Source organism: Bacillus cereus group sp. MYBK108-1 (assembly GCF_051917185.1).
Lineage (GTDB): Bacteria > Bacillota > Bacilli > Bacillales > Bacillaceae_G > Bacillus_A > Bacillus_A cereus.
In genome coordinates, this window is sequence record NZ_JBQAHZ010000003.1 from 298,558 (window position 1) to 314,498 (window position 15,941).

A 15,941-nucleotide genomic window follows, 5' to 3' on the forward strand; every position below is an offset into this window, starting at 1 on the left:
AAAAAAAGAGGGAAAATCCCCTCTTTTTTATACGTCATAATTCACTACATAATGCTGCATTTCTGTATTGTAGTAGCCTTCGCTATATTCAATTACTTCGCCAACTTCATCGTAAGAATAACGCATGCGTTTTAATAGCGCTGTCCCCTCTTTTTCACCTAGCACTTCTGCAACGAAACTAGGCGCGAGTCCAACAGCGAATTCATCTCTGAAGTTTTCTAAATGAATACCTCGGTCTTCAACTAAATCATAAAGCGATTGCAAGTCAAAATCCGATAAATCTGAACTTGCCATTCCTGCTGAGAAATAGTGCGTATAATGAATGTACGGTGCATCATTTAACGTATATAAACGTTCAATACGAAAACTCTCCTTACCGAATAATCGAAATGGCACTGTTCCTTCTTCATTCTGCACAATTTCTGCTTTTAGCAATTTCTTCTGTACTTTATATCCTTCTTCCACTAACACTTCAGTAAATTTCTTACCCTTTGACAGTTTTGTCGCAGAAGTATTGCGGATGACTTTCGTTCCTTTACCGCTTTTCTTTTCCAAATATCCTTCTTGAGCGAGTTCTTTAATCGCATTTCGCACTGTAATTTTACTCACTTTGAACTCTTCTTCTAACTGCGGTTCGGAAGGGATATTCGTATGAATCGCATATACACCATGTAATATTCGATCACGAATAATATTTTTTATTTGCAAATATAATGGTCCTTTTTTTCTCGTTACGTTCACCGTTACACCCACTACCTTTCTACATCACCTACTGATGCCGTCATTGCCCGAAGTATATCCTTCTCTGATGACATTGGCGTATCACCGACGATTGTATGTGCTAGCATTCCAGCTGCTGACGCAAATGAAACAGCTTTCTCTGGTGCGAACTCCTTTATCTCGCCATGAATAATTCCGCTCGTATAAGCATCTCCAGCACCTATTCTATCATATACAGAAAACGTAAGTGTTTTTGCAAAAGTGAACGTTCCATCTTTACATATAAACCCGCGAAGCGAATGTGTATTATCACTGTTAATAGAGCGATGAGTACCAGCGATTGTAGCGATATGATACGTTTCAGCTACCTTTGGAATAAGATCAACAAGTTGCGCCTCTCGCTCCGTTTCTTCGGTTTTTATTCCTAAAACAAACATTGCATCTTTTTCGTTCATCATAACGATATCAGCAAGTCCCAGCATTTCTTCATAATGCGGTTTTGCCTGTTCATATCCGTCTTCTCCCCAAAGTGATGGACGATAATTACAATCAAAAACGACGGTTCCTCCGTTTTCTTTAACTGCTCTCGCTAAAGACTTCATATGATGGCGCACCGTATCATTCATCGCAAGTGTAATACCGCAAAAATGAACGATATCAATTTCCTTAGCAATTTCTTCAAATTGGTATATCTCTTCAGACGCCGTATTGAAGCTACTTTCTAGTCGATTCGAATACGTAACGCGGCTTGCACGTGCACCGAATCCATTTTCTAAAAAATACATACCTACATATTTACCACCTCTTGAAACAAGAGAAGTTTGAATTCCTAACTTTTGAATGTAAGATACAGCTGCATCTCCAACCGAATTTTCCGGTAAAGTTGAAATAAGAAGCCCTTCATGCCCTAAGTGAGAAAGTGCCGCTACAACGTTCACACCTGTACCTGAAAATGAGTAATTTAACGTGTTAGCTTGCGACAACAATTCATATCCAGGTACTTGCAGGCGCATCATTACTTCACCGAACGCTGCAATTTTCTTACGCATATTGATCAACTAGCTTCTTCACGACTGCTAATAATTCACGCACATCTTCTACTTTCGTATTACCAGTTTCTTTATCAATAATAGAAGAGTACACGTGCGGGATAACTTGCTCTACATTTGCCTCAAGCGCAATACGTACAATTGTTTCGAAGTTTTCTTTATCAATTCCGCCTGTTGGCTCTAATGCGAATCCTTCTTCCGCACAAGCTTTCGCAACTGCGCGATATTCTTCTTCATGGGCTAGCCCTTTCATCGGGAAGTACTTCAATGAATTTCCGCCCATATCACGTACAAGTGCAATCGCTGTTTTAATTGGAACGATTGCTTTTTCTTCTCCAGCCGCACTAATTGGGCCAGTAGAAATATTTACGTAACCTACTTTTCCTGTTGGCGATACCAAACTATTAATCCAGCTATCTTTTTCGCCAAGATTTGCACGTGTCGCTCCAACTGAAGGAAACACTTGGTTAATATGGCTACCAGGATAATGCTTCGCAATTTCAGCCACAACTGCCGCTTGGCGATTATCTCCTGCGCCTAGTCCGATTGATACAGCGTCATCAATTTCTTTTCCATATGCTTTCATAGCTGTAACAGCTTCTTCTACTGTTGGATAGTCTTTTGATAACACTCCCACTACTACATAACCTTCTGCTGCTTCAAAAATATCTTTCGCATTTTCTATATTGTTTGCCAATACATTTAATGCTACGCGGCCTTTATAAAAACGTTTTTGAATGTTTGTCATTTTAGTTTCCCCCTACAATTTCTCTCATTTTTTCTTCAATTACATGTATGTCATCACCTTGAAGTGGACGTGGATCGATATCAAAGAACCCTTGTCTTACTCCGTAATCACGTGTGTAAATTGCAATTTCCCCGTCGCGTAATGCAGCCACAACGTCTTTTGCCGATTTATTTAACTCTTTTTCGTTAATATGAATACGTGCTCTAAAGATTGCTCTTCCAGCTTCATCTTGAACGATCGTTACATTTACACCATTTAATTCTTTTAGCGGCATAAGTACTTGTAGCAATTCTTTTTCTTGCTCGCTCTTATCTTCTTTTACTCCGTACTCATCAAGTGCTTGAAGTAAACCAAAAGTTGTTTCTTTCCCAACTTTCATGCTTCTTCCGATACAATGTAATTGCACTTTCAGCCATTCAATATACTTTCTTTTACCGCCCACAATACCAGAAGTAGGTCCTTCAATTGCCTTTGAACCGCTATAAATAGCAAGATCTGAATACTTCACATATTTTTGAATGTCTTCTTCAGCTGCTGCATCCACGATAAGCGGTACTTTATTTCGCTGCGCAACTTCCCATGCTTCTTCAACAGAAATCATATTTTTTTGCACTGCATGATGTGATTTCACATACAGAATCGCTGCTGTATTTTCACCAATTGCATCTTCAATATGCTCTGCTTTCCCTTCATTTGCATAGCCAACTTCTACAAGTTTACCGCCGCCTAAGTAAATCATCGTTTCAACAGGAGCACCGTATTGAACGTTATGACCTTTTAACATAATCACTTCGTTTTTCGCGATTACTTCTTGATGAAGTCTTTCACTTTTACGGCGATTTCCTTCTGTAACGATACCAGCGATAGAAAGCGCAATTCCGCTCGATGCAGAATTCACAACGACCGCCGCCTCTGAATCTAGAATTCTCGCAATATGATCTCCTGCTTTATCTACTAAATCAGCAATTTCCACATAATTTTGTCCACCATGTTTCATTGCATCCATAACTGTATCTGTCGGAGCGGATACACCTAAAATACTCATTCTACCGCTCGCATTAATTACTCTTTTTAATCCGTACTTAGCATTCAATGAATGACCCATTGATTACAACCCCTTTCGTATCAATCCTTCTTTCAGCAATGCGCTGATCCCCTTCTGAATCAATTAACGTAACCTTCTCATCTTTAACCGTAAATAAAGTTAAGTTTGCAATATCTCCTTCTTGAATACGGCCAAGCTCTGGTTTCTTAAGCCACTCTGCCGCATTTTTCGTAACCGCATCAATCACTTCTTCTAGCGGATAACCTAAGTAAAGGAATTTCGAAAGAACGTGAGCCATACTATACACTGGACCGTGCACGCGATTCTTCCGGTAAATATCTGTACTAATTGTATGAAAGGCAATATCGTGACGCTTCGCCGCTTCTGCTACTTTAAAAGAAAAACTAGCATTACCGTGACCAACATCTAAATGTACGCCGCGATTCACTGCATCTAGTAACACAGGTAGCGGTTTGCCTTCTTCATCAAATAAATTATTTTCTTTCCCGTTTAAGTAATGTGTAATGACATCATCTTTTTCTAAAAGAGGTACAACTTCCTCAATGCGAGGAGGCGCTGAACCGATATGTACCATAATCGGTAATGATGTTTCTCGAGATAAAGAGCGGGCAACATGAAGCGGTTCAATTCCGCTATCACAAACGACACTTTTACTCATTCTCGCTTTTAATCCAACGATTACATCTTTATACTTTTCTACTGCTTCTATCACTTTCTCTTTATCTATCCATTCCATATTGGATAATTCATCAATTCGTTTCAAACCGATGCGAGAAATATTTAAAAAGGCAAATAAATTTGTCTTTGCCTGTTCTCTACTTTTTACTAAATCTGCAATGCGATCAGCTCCGCAGCTACCCGCATCAACAATTGTCGTTACCCCTTGCTTAACGCCAATTTCATCTACCTCATCGCCATACGGATCAAACTCTGGAAAAGCGTGAACGTGCAAATCAATCCAGCCACTCGATACGTAAGTACCAGAGTAATCAAGAACCTTTCCACCCTCGCCAGCACCAGCTTTCGTCACCTGTGCGATTTTGTTATTTTCAATTACAATGTCAATCTCTTCCCCGTTCACACGTTTCACATTACGTAGTACGAATCGTTCTGTCATTGTACTTCCACCCTTTTCTATAAGAAGCCATAAGAATACGCTTACATTAAAGTTTCATTTTTATATCTCTTTCACACGTTTAGCGTAACACAAAAAAAGGGGGAAGTAAATATAACGTTATAATGTTTAAAAATACATAAAAAGATGCTCCTCCAAAATGCTAATAGTATAGGAAATTATATCAACGATTTTTTGAATATATCTATCATAACTTACAATATATCAACGATTTTTCAATTATATCTATCATAACTTATAATATATTAACGATTCGACAAAGAATATCGATTTACCGACAAAAAACATCAATCCCTTTCTTATATATACGAAGAGGTTGCTCCAAACGGAACAACCTCTTTTTCTATTCCTGAACCGTCACAATAACCCCATCCATATTGTTCCCGGAAATTTCATACTGCTTGTTTGCTGGAACGTTCACTTTCATATTCTCAGAAATTTTATAATAAGAAACAGTATATTTCTTACCTTCTACTTCAGTTGAAATCTCTTTTTCCTCTTTTAAAAACTCTAAATATTCCTCTAGTGTGAAATTCTTTTTTTGCATAATTGCGCTATGAGGTAAGCCTACATAACGTATATGCCATGGCTCATATTGAATGCCTGTAATGTTACTTTTATTTTTCGGATAACGTAATACAAAGCCATGCTTCCATACGTTCTCTTCAATCCATTTTCCTTCAGGCGCTTTCTCCATTTTCTTTTGAGTAGACCCAATATCCAGTGATAATCCTAAGTTATGTTCACTGTATCCTGCTGGAAGTGCATAATCAGATCCCATTTTTTCATATAGCTGTTTTTGCTCTTGGAAATCTCTATAGCCACTACTAATCAAAAAATGGTTAACACTTTCTTTTCCAGCCGCATCGACAACGTTCAAAAACTTTTTCACAACATCCTTTGATAAACGAAGATTTCTATCAAATATTACATAGCCTCTCACTAATTCACTATTATGATTTACATTTATAATATCAGACCTAATACTATCTTTTTTTACTGGATAATCCCTATTAACTAATAATAAATCACCCTTATAAATTTGTTCCTTCGTAATCTCTTTCCTCTCGGTGTTTGCCGCCTTTACTAGCTCATCTTTTCCGACAATTTTAACATCGATTTCCTTTTGAAATAACGGTGATATATAAACGCCTACACATACTGTGCATGCTATAAAAAAAGAAATAAATACCCACTTTTTCATTTCTAGTTCCTCCTTAACGTAACTTACGTATAGAATAGAGAAAACTATTAAAATAAAAAGTGGGGTAAAGTTTAAATTTTTATTAAATTGTTACATTCTCGTCTTTTGGCAATCGTACTTCAAATATCGTTCTAACTACATTGCTCTCAGCAGAAATCGTACCGTTATGTTGCTCGACAATATTTTTCGCAATAAATAGTCCAAGGCCTGTCCCGCCACGGTTCTCAGTTCTTGCTTTATCACCTGTATAGAACATATCAAAAAGATACGGTAAATCTTCTTCCGGGATGCTATCTCCGTAATTCATAATTTGTACGACAACTTCTCCATTATCAACATACCCATTCATATCAACAAATTGTCCATCATAGCCGTAACGAACGGCATTTGTTAACAAGTTTTCAAATACTCTAGCTAACAATTTTCCATCACCGTGCATCGGTAAATGAGGAGCCACATTCAATCTAGCTTCTAAATGATGTTTTTCTAATAACGGATACAATTCCTCCTCTAACTGTATAAGCAACTCACTTATATCAATCGGCTTTTTATCCAGCTTTAGCATGCCATAATTCATACGTGTAATTTCAAATAGCTCATCAATTAAACTTTCCAGTCTTTGCGATTTTGTATATGCAATTGTGGAGAAATGTTTAATTTGTTCTTTTGTTAAATTTTCATCTTTAAGAATTAAATCTAAATATCCTAACACGGATGTTAATGGTGTTCTTAAATCATGAGCTAAATTCACAACAAGCTGATCTTTACTACTTTCAGCAAAGTCTCCTCTTTCAACAGCTTCTTTTAACTTTTCACTTGCAACATTTATTTCACGCGCGATATTTCCAAACTCATCATTTGATGAAACTTGAACTTTATTCGTAAAGTTACCGTTCGCAAGATGATGAATCCCATTAGAAATTTCATCAAAGTATTTTAAATACGGTTTTGTCAAAAAGAAGAAAAAGATAATAGATAACGGAATAAAGAAAATTAAAAAGAAATTAATGTCTCCAAATTCCCTTACCATTGACCTAAATTGTGCTAAAGGCTCTTCGTAGCGAACCATCGTTTTATAATACAGCTGCAATCCTTTATAAATTATATAAGTTACAGTTGCTGCAAGTACCATACTTAACGCAAATAAGGCAATCATTTTAAATCGAAAACTTTTCATCATATTAGCCATTAAAAGTATAACCTACTCCCCACACTGTTTTTATTAATTTATCCTTTCTTTTATCTTCTCCAAGTTTCTTCCGCAACGTACGAATATGTACCATTACTGTATTTCCACCTTCATAATAATCGTCTGCCCATACGTGCTGAAAAATATTTTCTACATTGTACACTTTCTTCGGATGACTCGCTAATAAATATAAAATATCAAACTCTTTCGGCGTTAATTCAATTTGCTCACCATATACATCAACCGTCCTACGCTCGGGATTAATTACGACTCCGCCTAGTTCTAAAGCAGATTTACTCTCCGCTACTTTCGGTTGATTTAACGTAAAAAACCTACGCAGTTGTGCATTTACACGTGCAACTAATTCAATCGGTGTGAAAGGCTTCGTCATATAATCATCCGCGCCTAGTACAAGACCTGTCACCTTATCAAAGTCCGAAGTTTTCGCGCTTAAAAAAATAATCGGCATATGATGTTTCGTGCGAATTTGACGCGTCACCTCATACCCATCCATTTTCGGCATCATAATATCTAAAATTACCAAGTCGATTGGCTGCGTTTCAATAATATGAACCGCCTCTTCCCCATCCGCAGCCTTCACAACATGGTACCCTTCTTTTTCTAAATGTATCTCAATTAAATCAGCAATTTCTGCCTCGTCATCCGCTATTAAAATTGAAATGCGCTTCATTTTACTCCCCCTTTTTCATTCCATTTTTATACGCTCGATTGTAAACTAGTCTATCCAATTTGTACAATACAAAAAGGCTACTCGTTAGAGTAACCTTAGTAAATAAAATTATATCAGCGATTTTCTAATTATATCGAACACAACTTGAATTATATCAGCGATTTTCCAATTATATCGACCGTAACTTAAATTATATCAGCAATTATTGAAATATATCGACTTACCGACAATGAACGACAAAATCCTCTCGCTATTTGCGGGCATCCTAATGAAACTTCCATTTACCGCTCAAACACAATCCGCTGCTTCGTAATTTCTTCCAATCTTCCGCGATCTACTTCATACTCAGCATCAACGCTTTGCGGCACCATCACTTTCCCGCCCTCAAGCATCACTTCCGGCCAAATAATATCCTGCTCCCAATGTCTACTAGAAGCAGATATATCTCCTGGAATCGTAAAGTTAGGCAATGACGCAAGAGCAACATTTTGCGCTCGTGAAATCCCCATCTCTACCATACCACCGCACCAAACGGGTACGTTATGTTCCATACAATAATTATGGATTTGGATTGATTCTGTTAATCCGCCCACTCGCCCTGGTTTAATGTTCACAATTTGGCAGCTACCAAGCGTAATCGCAACGCGTGCATCTTCTAAACTATGAATACTTTCATCTAAACAAATCGGCGTTTCAATTTTCTTTTGCAATTCCGCGTGATCGAGAAAATCGTAATCCGCTAACGGTTGTTCAATCATCATTAATTGGAATTCATCTAGTCGTTTCAGCCTCTCCGTATCCCCTAATGTATATGCTGAATTTGCATCTGCCATTAACGGGATATGCGGAAACTCTTTACGAATTTCTTTCAATAACTCATAATCATGCCCCGGTTTTATTTTCACTTTAAAACGCTCGTATCCTTCTTCTGCGTACTTCTCGATTTGTTTTAACATAACCGGAATTGTATTGATCCCAATTACAACGCCGACTTCAATTTCAGACTTCGTTCCGCCAAGCAATGTCGCTAACGATTTCTTTTGACCCTTCGCATATAAATCCCAAACAGCCCCTTCAATTCCGGCCTTTGCCATTCGGTTTCTTTTTATATGTGGAAATAGACCCGGTACCTCATTCGGATGAGAAATTTCAGCCTTTAATAAATCCGGTAATAAAAAGTCTTGCAGTACATGCAGCGCTGTCTTCACCGTTTCTTCCGTATACCACGGTTCAGAGAATGCAACGACTTCCCCAAATCCAATGTACCCGTCCGTATCCTCTAATTCAATAACGATACTCTCACGCTTTTCGTAAGTCCCGTAGCTTGCAGCAAACGGGATGACGAGTGGCATTTCCGTTATATGAAGCGTCGCTTTTTTTATTTCCACCTATATCTCCTCCACTAATTGTCTTAACTCTCGTCTTAACAATTTTTTCGAAGCGTTTCGTGGCAATTCCTCTAAGAAACACGCTTTTTTCGGCACTTTATATTTCGCTAATTTCTCCTCGCAAAAATGAAGAATTTCTTCTTCTGTTACTTCTCCATTTTTTACAACAAAAGCAGCGGGTACTTGTCCCCATTTATCGTCAGTCATACCGACAACACCTGCTTCCGCTACCATCGGATGAGAAAGTAACACTTCTTCAATTTGAGCCGGATATATATTCTCTCCGCCAGAAATAATTAAATCACTGCGGCGATCTAATACGTATAAAAATCCTTCTTCATCTAAATAACCGAGGTCACCAGTATGAAGCCATCCATTTTGAATTGTTTCGCGCGTCGCATCTTCACGGTTAAAATAACCACCTGTTACGTTTGGTCCTTTTACTACGATCTCGCCTTCTACTAACGGCGGCACTACTACACCATCTTTTTCAATACGTAGTTGGCACTGAAATAGTGGTTTCCCAGCTGATCCTACTTTCGTTAACATGTAATCCGCGGATAACGTACAAATTTGCGAAGACGTTTCTGTCATACCGTACGTTTGATACACAGGAATTCCTTTATCTACACATGTTTCGAGTAACGGCTTCGGCGCTGGTCCTCCGCCCAGTAACATGCATCGTAAAGAAGATGGATATGTCTCTTCTCCAAGTCTTTCTAATAGATCTGTTAACATTTTAGAAACGACAGAAATAATCGTAACACCTCTCGTCTGAAGTGCTTTATGAATAAAGTCAGCATCATATTTCGAAACGAGTAAAATGCGCATGCCGTACATAATATTTTTCATTAGAAGAGATAACCCGCCAACATGGAACATTGGCATACACGCTAACCAACAATCGTCATCACGAAGCCCTAAGTTAAGCAAAGAGCCAACCGCACTTGCCCAGTGATTGCCGTACGTTAAAATAACGCCTTTCGGTTTCCCTGTCGTCCCAGACGTATAAATAATTGTCATCGCTTCTTCTAAAGAGAATTCTTCTTGTATAGAGGCTTCCGCCTTCGGTCCATTCATCATTTCGGCGAATGAATATACAGGAACATTTTTAGCCTCAAAATCTTGATCCGTTACTAAACAAATAACTTCAGCATCATCCATTTGCCAAAGTAGCTCTTCTCTTGAAAGACGCGTATTTAAAAGTACAGCTACTGCACCTACATAAGATAGGGCGTGAATAACTGTAATCATCTCCATACCATTTTTCATCAGAACAGCCACCTTTTGCCCACGCTTCACTCCTACATGCGTGAGGTGTTCACAAACAGATACTACTTTTTCATGCAGCTGCATAAAAGTAACTTTCTCTTCCTCTATTTCAATTGCAGTGCGATCTGGTGTTAAAAATGCACGTTGCTTTAACCAATTTGGCATCGTCTCCATCATACATTCTCCTTTCATGAAAGAAAGAGACTTGATATGACATCAAGTCTCTTAGTTGTTTTGTTTCCGCTTTGTCACATCCAGCTACAGCAGCTAGAATGCTCGGTGGCTTCACTTCTTCCTACGAGGCAAAAAGCGCCTCTACGTCAGAAGCTCCATCCCCCTCACATTCTGAACGAGCTGCTTTCGCTTTTGGTTTCATCCAGCTACAGCGGCTAGAACAGTCGGTCGTTTCACGCCTTCCTACGAGGCAAAAAGCGCCTCTACGTCAGGAGTTCCAACGCCCTCTTGTTCTAAGCAAGCCGCTTCCGCTTTTGGTTTGATCACGGGAAACGAGGGAATTGACCGAAGTCCGGACTGCGTTTTTCTTTGAATGCGTCGCGACCTTCTTTTGCTTCGTCAGTTGTGTAGTACAATAACGTTGCATCTCCAGCTAGTTGTTGAATACCAGCTAGACCGTCTGTGTCTGCGTTGAATGCAGCTTTTAGGAAACGAAGTGCCATTGGGCTGTTTGCTAAAATTTCTTGTGCCCATTGTACTGTTTCTGCTTCAAGCTCTTCTAATGGTACTACAGTGTTTACTAAGCCCATATCAAGTGCTTCTTGAGCGTTGTATTGACGGCATAGGTACCAAATTTCGCGAGCTTTCTTGTGGCCTACCATACGAGCTAAGTAACCAGCTCCGTATCCACCGTCAAAGCTTCCTACTTTAGGACCTGTTTGTCCGAATACAGCGTTGTCTGCAGCGATTGTTAAGTCACATACGATATGAAGTACGTGTCCACCACCGATTGCATAACCTGCTACCATTGCGATAACTGGTTTAGGAATTGCGCGAATTAGACGTTGTAAGTCTAATACGTTTAAACGAGGGATTTGGTCGTCACCTACATATCCACCATGACCGCGAACTTTTTGGTCGCCGCCAGAACAGAATGCACGTCCACCTTCACCTGTTAAAATGATAACGCCAACATTTGCATCATCACGAGCTTGTGCAAAAGCGTCGATTAACTCCATTACCGTTTTAGGACGGAATGCGTTATGTACTTCAGGGCGGTTAATCGAAATCTTTGCGATACCATTGTATGTTGAATAAATAATATCTTCGTAATTGCCTTCTTTTACCCATTCAATAGCCATTACAACTACCTCCTTGTATATTTCTGATCTCCTCTATAAGTGTAACTTCATTCTTAACTGAAAAAAGCATCACTGCATAGTTTTTAGAAATCCCTTTACTATTGTATCAAACTTTTCCGGTTGTTCCACATGAATTGCATGGCCAGCACCATCAATTTTGACAAATTTCGCGTCAGAGATGCATTTTTCAATATTTTTTAATATACGAAAGAACTTTTCATCATACTCTCCGTTCATTAAAAGAACAGGTATTTTTAAGTTTTTCAGCTCATCCCACCATGAAGGCTGAGCCCCCGTTCCCATGCCGCGCAAGCTATTTGCAAGTCCTCTTGGATTGTTAGCAAGTCGTTCTTTTCGCACCGCTTCTTGTACGTTTTTTGCTAAACGTTTTTGCGTTTCAAAAAGCGGAATATTTTCCCACATAGATACAAAACTTTCTATGTCTTCTCGCTCAATTTTATCGGCAAGTCGATCATCTTTTTCACGACGTTCTTTTCTATCTGCTTCGTTTTCGAGCCCAGCTGTACAATTTTCTAATAAAAGAGAGTGTACATAATCTGGATATAGACATGCCATCGTAATCGCCAATCTACCGCCCATTGAATAGCCAAGTATATGTGCTTTTTCAATATGAAGGTAATCTAATAGTTCTTTCATTTGCAATGCCACATTTCGGATGTCATAATGCACAACATTTTCAGGACTCTCAGTCTTTCCGTGTCCAACAAGATCCACTACAATAACTTGAAACTGCTCACTCCATGAAAAGATAAAAGAACGCCACGTTTCCATGCTTCCCGTAAAACCATGAAGAAGTAGAAGTGGTTCCCCGCTTCCGACTACTTCATATTCATACGATACACCTTGCAGCGTTACTTTCATTTTGATTCACCTTGTAAAGATGTAGTAATTACGTCCATCGTTTTTGCCCATAATGTACGGTGCAATGTTAAGTTCTCATCACGATTCGTACAAATTTCCACAACGTGTAAACCTTCTGTCGTCGTTCCTTTTCGAACTTCTTCTCGGAATTGCTCCCAACCATTTACACGGCTAAATGAACCGCCGTACATTTTGACAACATGCTCATAATCAAGTCCAATTGGTGTTCCAAATAATGATTCAAAATGTTCCTTTTTCTCATACTGTGGTAAGAATGAGAAAATACCCCCACCATCATTATTTACAACGACAATTGTTATATTTAATTCATGTAATTTCGCTGCTAACAGTCCATTTAAATCGTGATAAAATGATAAATCACCAATTACTAATACAAGTGGGTCGCAAATAACGCTTGCTCCTAGAGCTGTCGAAATGATTCCATCAATACCATTTACACCACGGTTTGCCATCACATGGATGTTTTTATCCGATGTGAAGAAGAATGAGTCTGTATCACGAATTGGCATACTATTGCTCGCAAATAACGTTGCGTCTTCTGGTAATACGCGCACAATATCTGTAATAACCTTTCCTTCAAATGCAGTTTCATATGTTTCCATTTCACGAAGCGTTTCCTTCGTTTTTTCGTTTATATGTTGCCACATTAGGGACCAATCATTCTTTTTCATAACTGGCATTTTTTCTATTAATGCCTTGCAGAATTCAATGTCACTTGCTTGCACAACTTCTGTCGCAACAAGAGCTGGATCTCTCCATTGTCCTGATTCATCGACAACGATATGAACTGCTTTTGTTTGTTTTTTTATGAACTGCGTTAATGATTTAGAAACAGGCATACCACCAAAGCGAATTAAAACGTCCGGTTTCCATGTTTCTTTTAACTTTTCATTTCGTAAAAATGTATCATAACAGTCAATTACCATCGTTTTATCGTGGTGTCCGCTACGAATATTAGAAAGTGGGTCTGCTAATATAGGATAGCCAGTTTTTTCAGCTAGTTGCGTTGCAAACATTGCAATTTCTGCATGACTATCATCTCCACAAATAATAAGCCCCTTTTCCATATGTGAAAGGCGCCCTACAAGAGAATCTACATATTCACTCGGCATCACCGCGTTTCCTTGCTGAACTACTCCTGTATATTCACTACGTCCTTTATCCCATAAGCTTTCTAGTGAGAAATCAGGGATAAGTGGCTCGCGAACTGGAAAATTAAGATGAACAGGACCCTGCGGCGCTAAACAAGCATTTGCTACTATACGCTGCGTCGTCATACGAGCGTAATGATACATCGCTTCACTTGCTTCTGGCAGTGCCATCTCTGTAAATTGTTTCACAAAAGTACCGTATAAATTAAATTGATTCATTGCTTGTGGTGCACCCACATCTCTTAATTCATGCGGTCTATCCGCTGTTAAGACGATAAGTGGGACCCTTGAATGAAAAGCTTCACATACAGCTGGATAATAGTTCGCTGCTGCTGTTCCTGACGTACATAATAATGCTACTGGGCGTTTTTTTGCTTTCGCAATACCGAGCGCGAAAAATCCTGCTGATCTTTCATCTACATGTAAATATGTGTTCATTCCTTCGTGTTGTTCCATTAGTAAAGCAATCGGCGTTGACCGTGAGCCTGGACTAATGACAACATCACATACATCTAGACGCGTCAGTTCATCCACGAACGCGCCTAAATAATATGATAATGCTTCTATATGATTGTTCATTTCATTAATTCCTCCAAAGCACCAAGCATCGGTCTAAACTTCAAACTTGTTTCTTCATATTCAAGCTGCGGGATTGAATCAATTACAATACCACAACCGGCAAATAAGGATGCTTTCTCGCCGTTTAATAATCCGCAGCGCAGCGCAACCGCAAATTCACCATTTCCTTCATCATCTATCCAGCCAATTGGTGCACCATACAACCCTCTGTCTAACAATTCAACATCACGGATCAGTTTCATCGCTTCCAAACGAGGTGTCCCGCCAAGAGCTGGTGTTGGATGTAATTCTTCTACCATTGTTAAAAGACTCGCATCGCCTTTTGCTTCTACAGGCGTATATAAGTGAATTAAGTTTTTCGTTGTTAATAAACCTGGGCTTTCCGGAATATTAACGTATTCGCAATGTTCATTTAGTACCGAGCGGATCATGTTAACAACATACCCATGTTCAGCTAAATTCTTTTCATCATGAAGAAGCGCATTACTATTTCGCTTACTTTCTTCTATAGAATGACCATGACCGATTGAACCCGCAAGACACATCGATGTAAATTTCTCATCTTCTTTGCGAATTAATCTCTCAGGCGTCGCTCCTAAGAAGCATGCTCCTTTATAATCAAAAGAAAATACGTAACAATCCGGTTGACCAATGCGAAGTGCTTCTAAAACAAGAGCAGAATCAATCGACTGATTCATCTCTACTTTTAGTTCCCTCGCCAATACAACCTTCTGCACGTTACCCTGCTTCATCTCATCTTGTACTTTTTCAATTGCTTTCATCCAGCCTTTCGGATCCACTTCTACTTTAGAAATAACAGTCAATTTCGATCCGTTTAGCGCACATTTACTCTCTCCCAAAATCTTCTCTTCTAAAGAAATCATTTCGTTAGAAAGAGTTTCTGCACAATCTGTTGCTGAAACAAATGTATTCATCGTTAACCATGCTTTTTCATTTTTTACAGTTAATAAAAATGCTGGTAGTGAAAATGTCGTATCTTTAAATTCTTTCCATAGGTCCGTTTTCTCTTTTTCTGGATCAAAGGAAAAACCACCAAATAAAAGCGGACCCGTTCCAAATTCATATTCATCTCTTTGGACAAATGCATTCTCTTTTACTTTCTCCCACTCGTCGCGAGCGGTTTGAAAGCGCTTATGAGAAGAATTTGCTATAGTGAAAACAGAGCCAATTCCTGCAAATATTACATGCTGAGCCGGGTCTGCAAAATAACATCTATTTTCGAATGAAATCCTTTTTCCTGCTGCATAGAACAGAAGCGGATCCACCCAGTCTATTTGTTTTACAAAACTAACCAATGTTTTTTCGTTAGTTGCACGCTTGATAGCTGCAATAAGAACTTCTTGCAAGCCTTTTTGTTTCGTTTGAATCACAATTGTCTCCCCCCTATGGGCGAAAAATAGTCATAATTACGCTTGATTTTAAGATACACCTCAAACGAAAGGCCTGTCAACGTTTAGCATTTCTGAGAAATTCACCTTCTCTTCCTAGAAAATAAACGTTGACACTAAA

14 protein-coding genes are annotated in these 15,941 nt (G+C 38.9%); all 14 read right to left on the reverse strand.

The annotated features are described in order from the left end of the window. Positions 1-27: 27 nt before the first annotated feature. The 14 genes from ACTFSL_RS07975 to ACTFSL_RS08040 all read right to left on the reverse strand — a co-directional run bounded on the left by ACTFSL_RS07975 (position 28) and on the right by ACTFSL_RS08040 (position 15,802). Positions 28-753 (reverse strand): GntR family transcriptional regulator, encoded by a 726-nt coding sequence (locus ACTFSL_RS07975; protein WP_243821108.1) that lies wholly within the window; start codon positions 751-753, stop codon positions 28-30. Then, positions 753-1,769, reverse strand: coding sequence for a sugar kinase (locus tag ACTFSL_RS07980; protein WP_001227516.1), 1,017 nt, complete (start codon positions 1,767-1,769; stop codon positions 753-755). The genes ACTFSL_RS07975 and ACTFSL_RS07980 overlap by 1 nt, the downstream gene beginning before the upstream one ends. After that, positions 1,762-2,517: a 2-dehydro-3-deoxy-phosphogluconate aldolase gene (dagF, locus tag ACTFSL_RS07985; protein WP_000181907.1), complete on the reverse strand. Its 756-nt coding sequence runs from the start codon at positions 2,515-2,517 to the stop codon at positions 1,762-1,764. The genes ACTFSL_RS07980 and dagF overlap by 8 nt, the downstream gene beginning before the upstream one ends. A 1-nt stretch (position 2,518) precedes the next feature. Continuing rightward, a complete protein-coding gene (locus ACTFSL_RS07990; RefSeq protein ID WP_000510099.1) occupies positions 2,519-3,622 on the reverse strand; it encodes a DgaE family pyridoxal phosphate-dependent ammonia lyase in 1,104 nt (367 codons plus the stop codon). Continuing rightward, on the reverse strand, positions 3,600-4,700 hold the full coding sequence (locus tag ACTFSL_RS07995) for an amidohydrolase/deacetylase family metallohydrolase (RefSeq protein ID WP_119684062.1): 1,101 nt from the start codon (positions 4,698-4,700) through the stop codon (positions 3,600-3,602). Before ACTFSL_RS07995 ends, ACTFSL_RS07990 begins: the two co-directional genes overlap by 23 nt. 361 nt (positions 4,701-5,061) lie before the next feature. Further along, a complete protein-coding gene (locus tag ACTFSL_RS08000) occupies positions 5,062-5,922 on the reverse strand; it encodes a M15 family metallopeptidase (RefSeq protein WP_119684063.1) in 861 nt (286 codons plus the stop codon). Positions 5,923-6,004: 82 nt separating this feature from the next. Beyond that, positions 6,005-7,111 carry a sensor histidine kinase gene (locus tag ACTFSL_RS08005; RefSeq protein WP_000002598.1) on the reverse strand — a complete coding sequence of 369 codons (1,107 nt, stop codon included), beginning with the start codon at positions 7,109-7,111 and terminating at the stop codon, positions 6,005-6,007. Next, entirely contained in the window at positions 7,104-7,802 is a 699-nt protein-coding gene (locus tag ACTFSL_RS08010; RefSeq protein WP_078187028.1) for a response regulator transcription factor, read from the reverse strand. Before ACTFSL_RS08010 ends, ACTFSL_RS08005 begins: the two co-directional genes overlap by 8 nt. A 281-nt stretch (positions 7,803-8,083) precedes the next feature. Beyond that, positions 8,084-9,190, reverse strand: a complete 1,107-nt coding sequence (gene menC / locus ACTFSL_RS08015) for an o-succinylbenzoate synthase (RefSeq protein WP_440041466.1) — start codon at positions 9,188-9,190, stop codon at positions 8,084-8,086. Further along, positions 9,191-10,636 carry an o-succinylbenzoate--CoA ligase gene (locus ACTFSL_RS08020; RefSeq protein ID WP_174887990.1) on the reverse strand — a complete coding sequence of 482 codons (1,446 nt, stop codon included), beginning with the start codon at positions 10,634-10,636 and terminating at the stop codon, positions 9,191-9,193. It lies immediately after the preceding gene. Between the two features lie 323 nt (positions 10,637-10,959). After that, positions 10,960-11,778 carry a 1,4-dihydroxy-2-naphthoyl-CoA synthase gene (menB, locus tag ACTFSL_RS08025; RefSeq protein WP_000963881.1) on the reverse strand — a complete coding sequence of 273 codons (819 nt, stop codon included), beginning with the start codon at positions 11,776-11,778 and terminating at the stop codon, positions 10,960-10,962. A 69-nt stretch (positions 11,779-11,847) separates the two neighbouring features. Beyond that, entirely contained in the window at positions 11,848-12,660 is an 813-nt protein-coding gene (gene menH / locus ACTFSL_RS08030; protein WP_440041468.1) for a 2-succinyl-6-hydroxy-2,4-cyclohexadiene-1-carboxylate synthase, read from the reverse strand. Further along, the gene (gene menD / locus ACTFSL_RS08035; protein ID WP_033696567.1) at positions 12,657-14,411 is read right to left on the reverse strand and encodes a 2-succinyl-5-enolpyruvyl-6-hydroxy-3-cyclohexene-1-carboxylic-acid synthase; all 1,755 of its coding nucleotides are present in this window, start codon (positions 14,409-14,411) and stop codon (positions 12,657-12,659) included. The genes menH and menD overlap by 4 nt, the downstream gene beginning before the upstream one ends. Further along, positions 14,408-15,802 (reverse strand): isochorismate synthase, encoded by a 1,395-nt coding sequence (locus tag ACTFSL_RS08040; protein WP_000616739.1) that lies wholly within the window; start codon positions 15,800-15,802, stop codon positions 14,408-14,410. Before ACTFSL_RS08040 ends, menD begins: the two co-directional genes overlap by 4 nt. Positions 15,803-15,941 lie beyond the last annotated feature (139 nt).

What these genes read in the sequence shown, in the direction of transcription:
- ACTFSL_RS07980 (WP_001227516.1), bottom strand. Translation starts at nt 1,769, where the DNA reads ATGCGTAAGAAAATTGCAGCGTTCGGTGAAGTAATGATGCGCCTGCAA.
- dagF (WP_000181907.1), bottom strand. Translation starts at nt 2,517, where the DNA reads ATGACAAACATTCAAAAACGTTTTTATAAAGGCCGCGTAGCATTAAAT.
- ACTFSL_RS07990 (WP_000510099.1), bottom strand. Translation starts at nt 3,622, where the DNA reads ATGGGTCATTCATTGAATGCTAAGTACGGATTAAAAAGAGTAATTAAT.
- ACTFSL_RS07995 (WP_119684062.1), bottom strand. Translation starts at nt 4,700, where the DNA reads ATGACAGAACGATTCGTACTACGTAATGTGAAACGTGTGAACGGGGAA.
- ACTFSL_RS08000 (WP_119684063.1), bottom strand. Translation starts at nt 5,922, where the DNA reads ATGAAAAAGTGGGTATTTATTTCTTTTTTTATAGCATGCACAGTATGT.
- ACTFSL_RS08005 (WP_000002598.1), bottom strand. Translation starts at nt 7,111, where the DNA reads ATGGCTAATATGATGAAAAGTTTTCGATTTAAAATGATTGCCTTATTT.
- ACTFSL_RS08010 (WP_078187028.1), bottom strand. Translation starts at nt 7,802, where the DNA reads ATGAAGCGCATTTCAATTTTAATAGCGGATGACGAGGCAGAAATTGCT.
- ACTFSL_RS08020 (WP_174887990.1), bottom strand. Translation starts at nt 10,636, where the DNA reads ATGGAGACGATGCCAAATTGGTTAAAGCAACGTGCATTTTTAACACCA.
- menB (WP_000963881.1), bottom strand. Translation starts at nt 11,778, where the DNA reads ATGGCTATTGAATGGGTAAAAGAAGGCAATTACGAAGATATTATTTAT.
- menH (WP_440041468.1), bottom strand. Translation starts at nt 12,660, where the DNA reads ATGAAAGTAACGCTGCAAGGTGTATCGTATGAATATGAAGTAGTCGGA.
- menD (WP_033696567.1), bottom strand. Translation starts at nt 14,411, where the DNA reads ATGAACAATCATATAGAAGCATTATCATATTATTTAGGCGCGTTCGTG.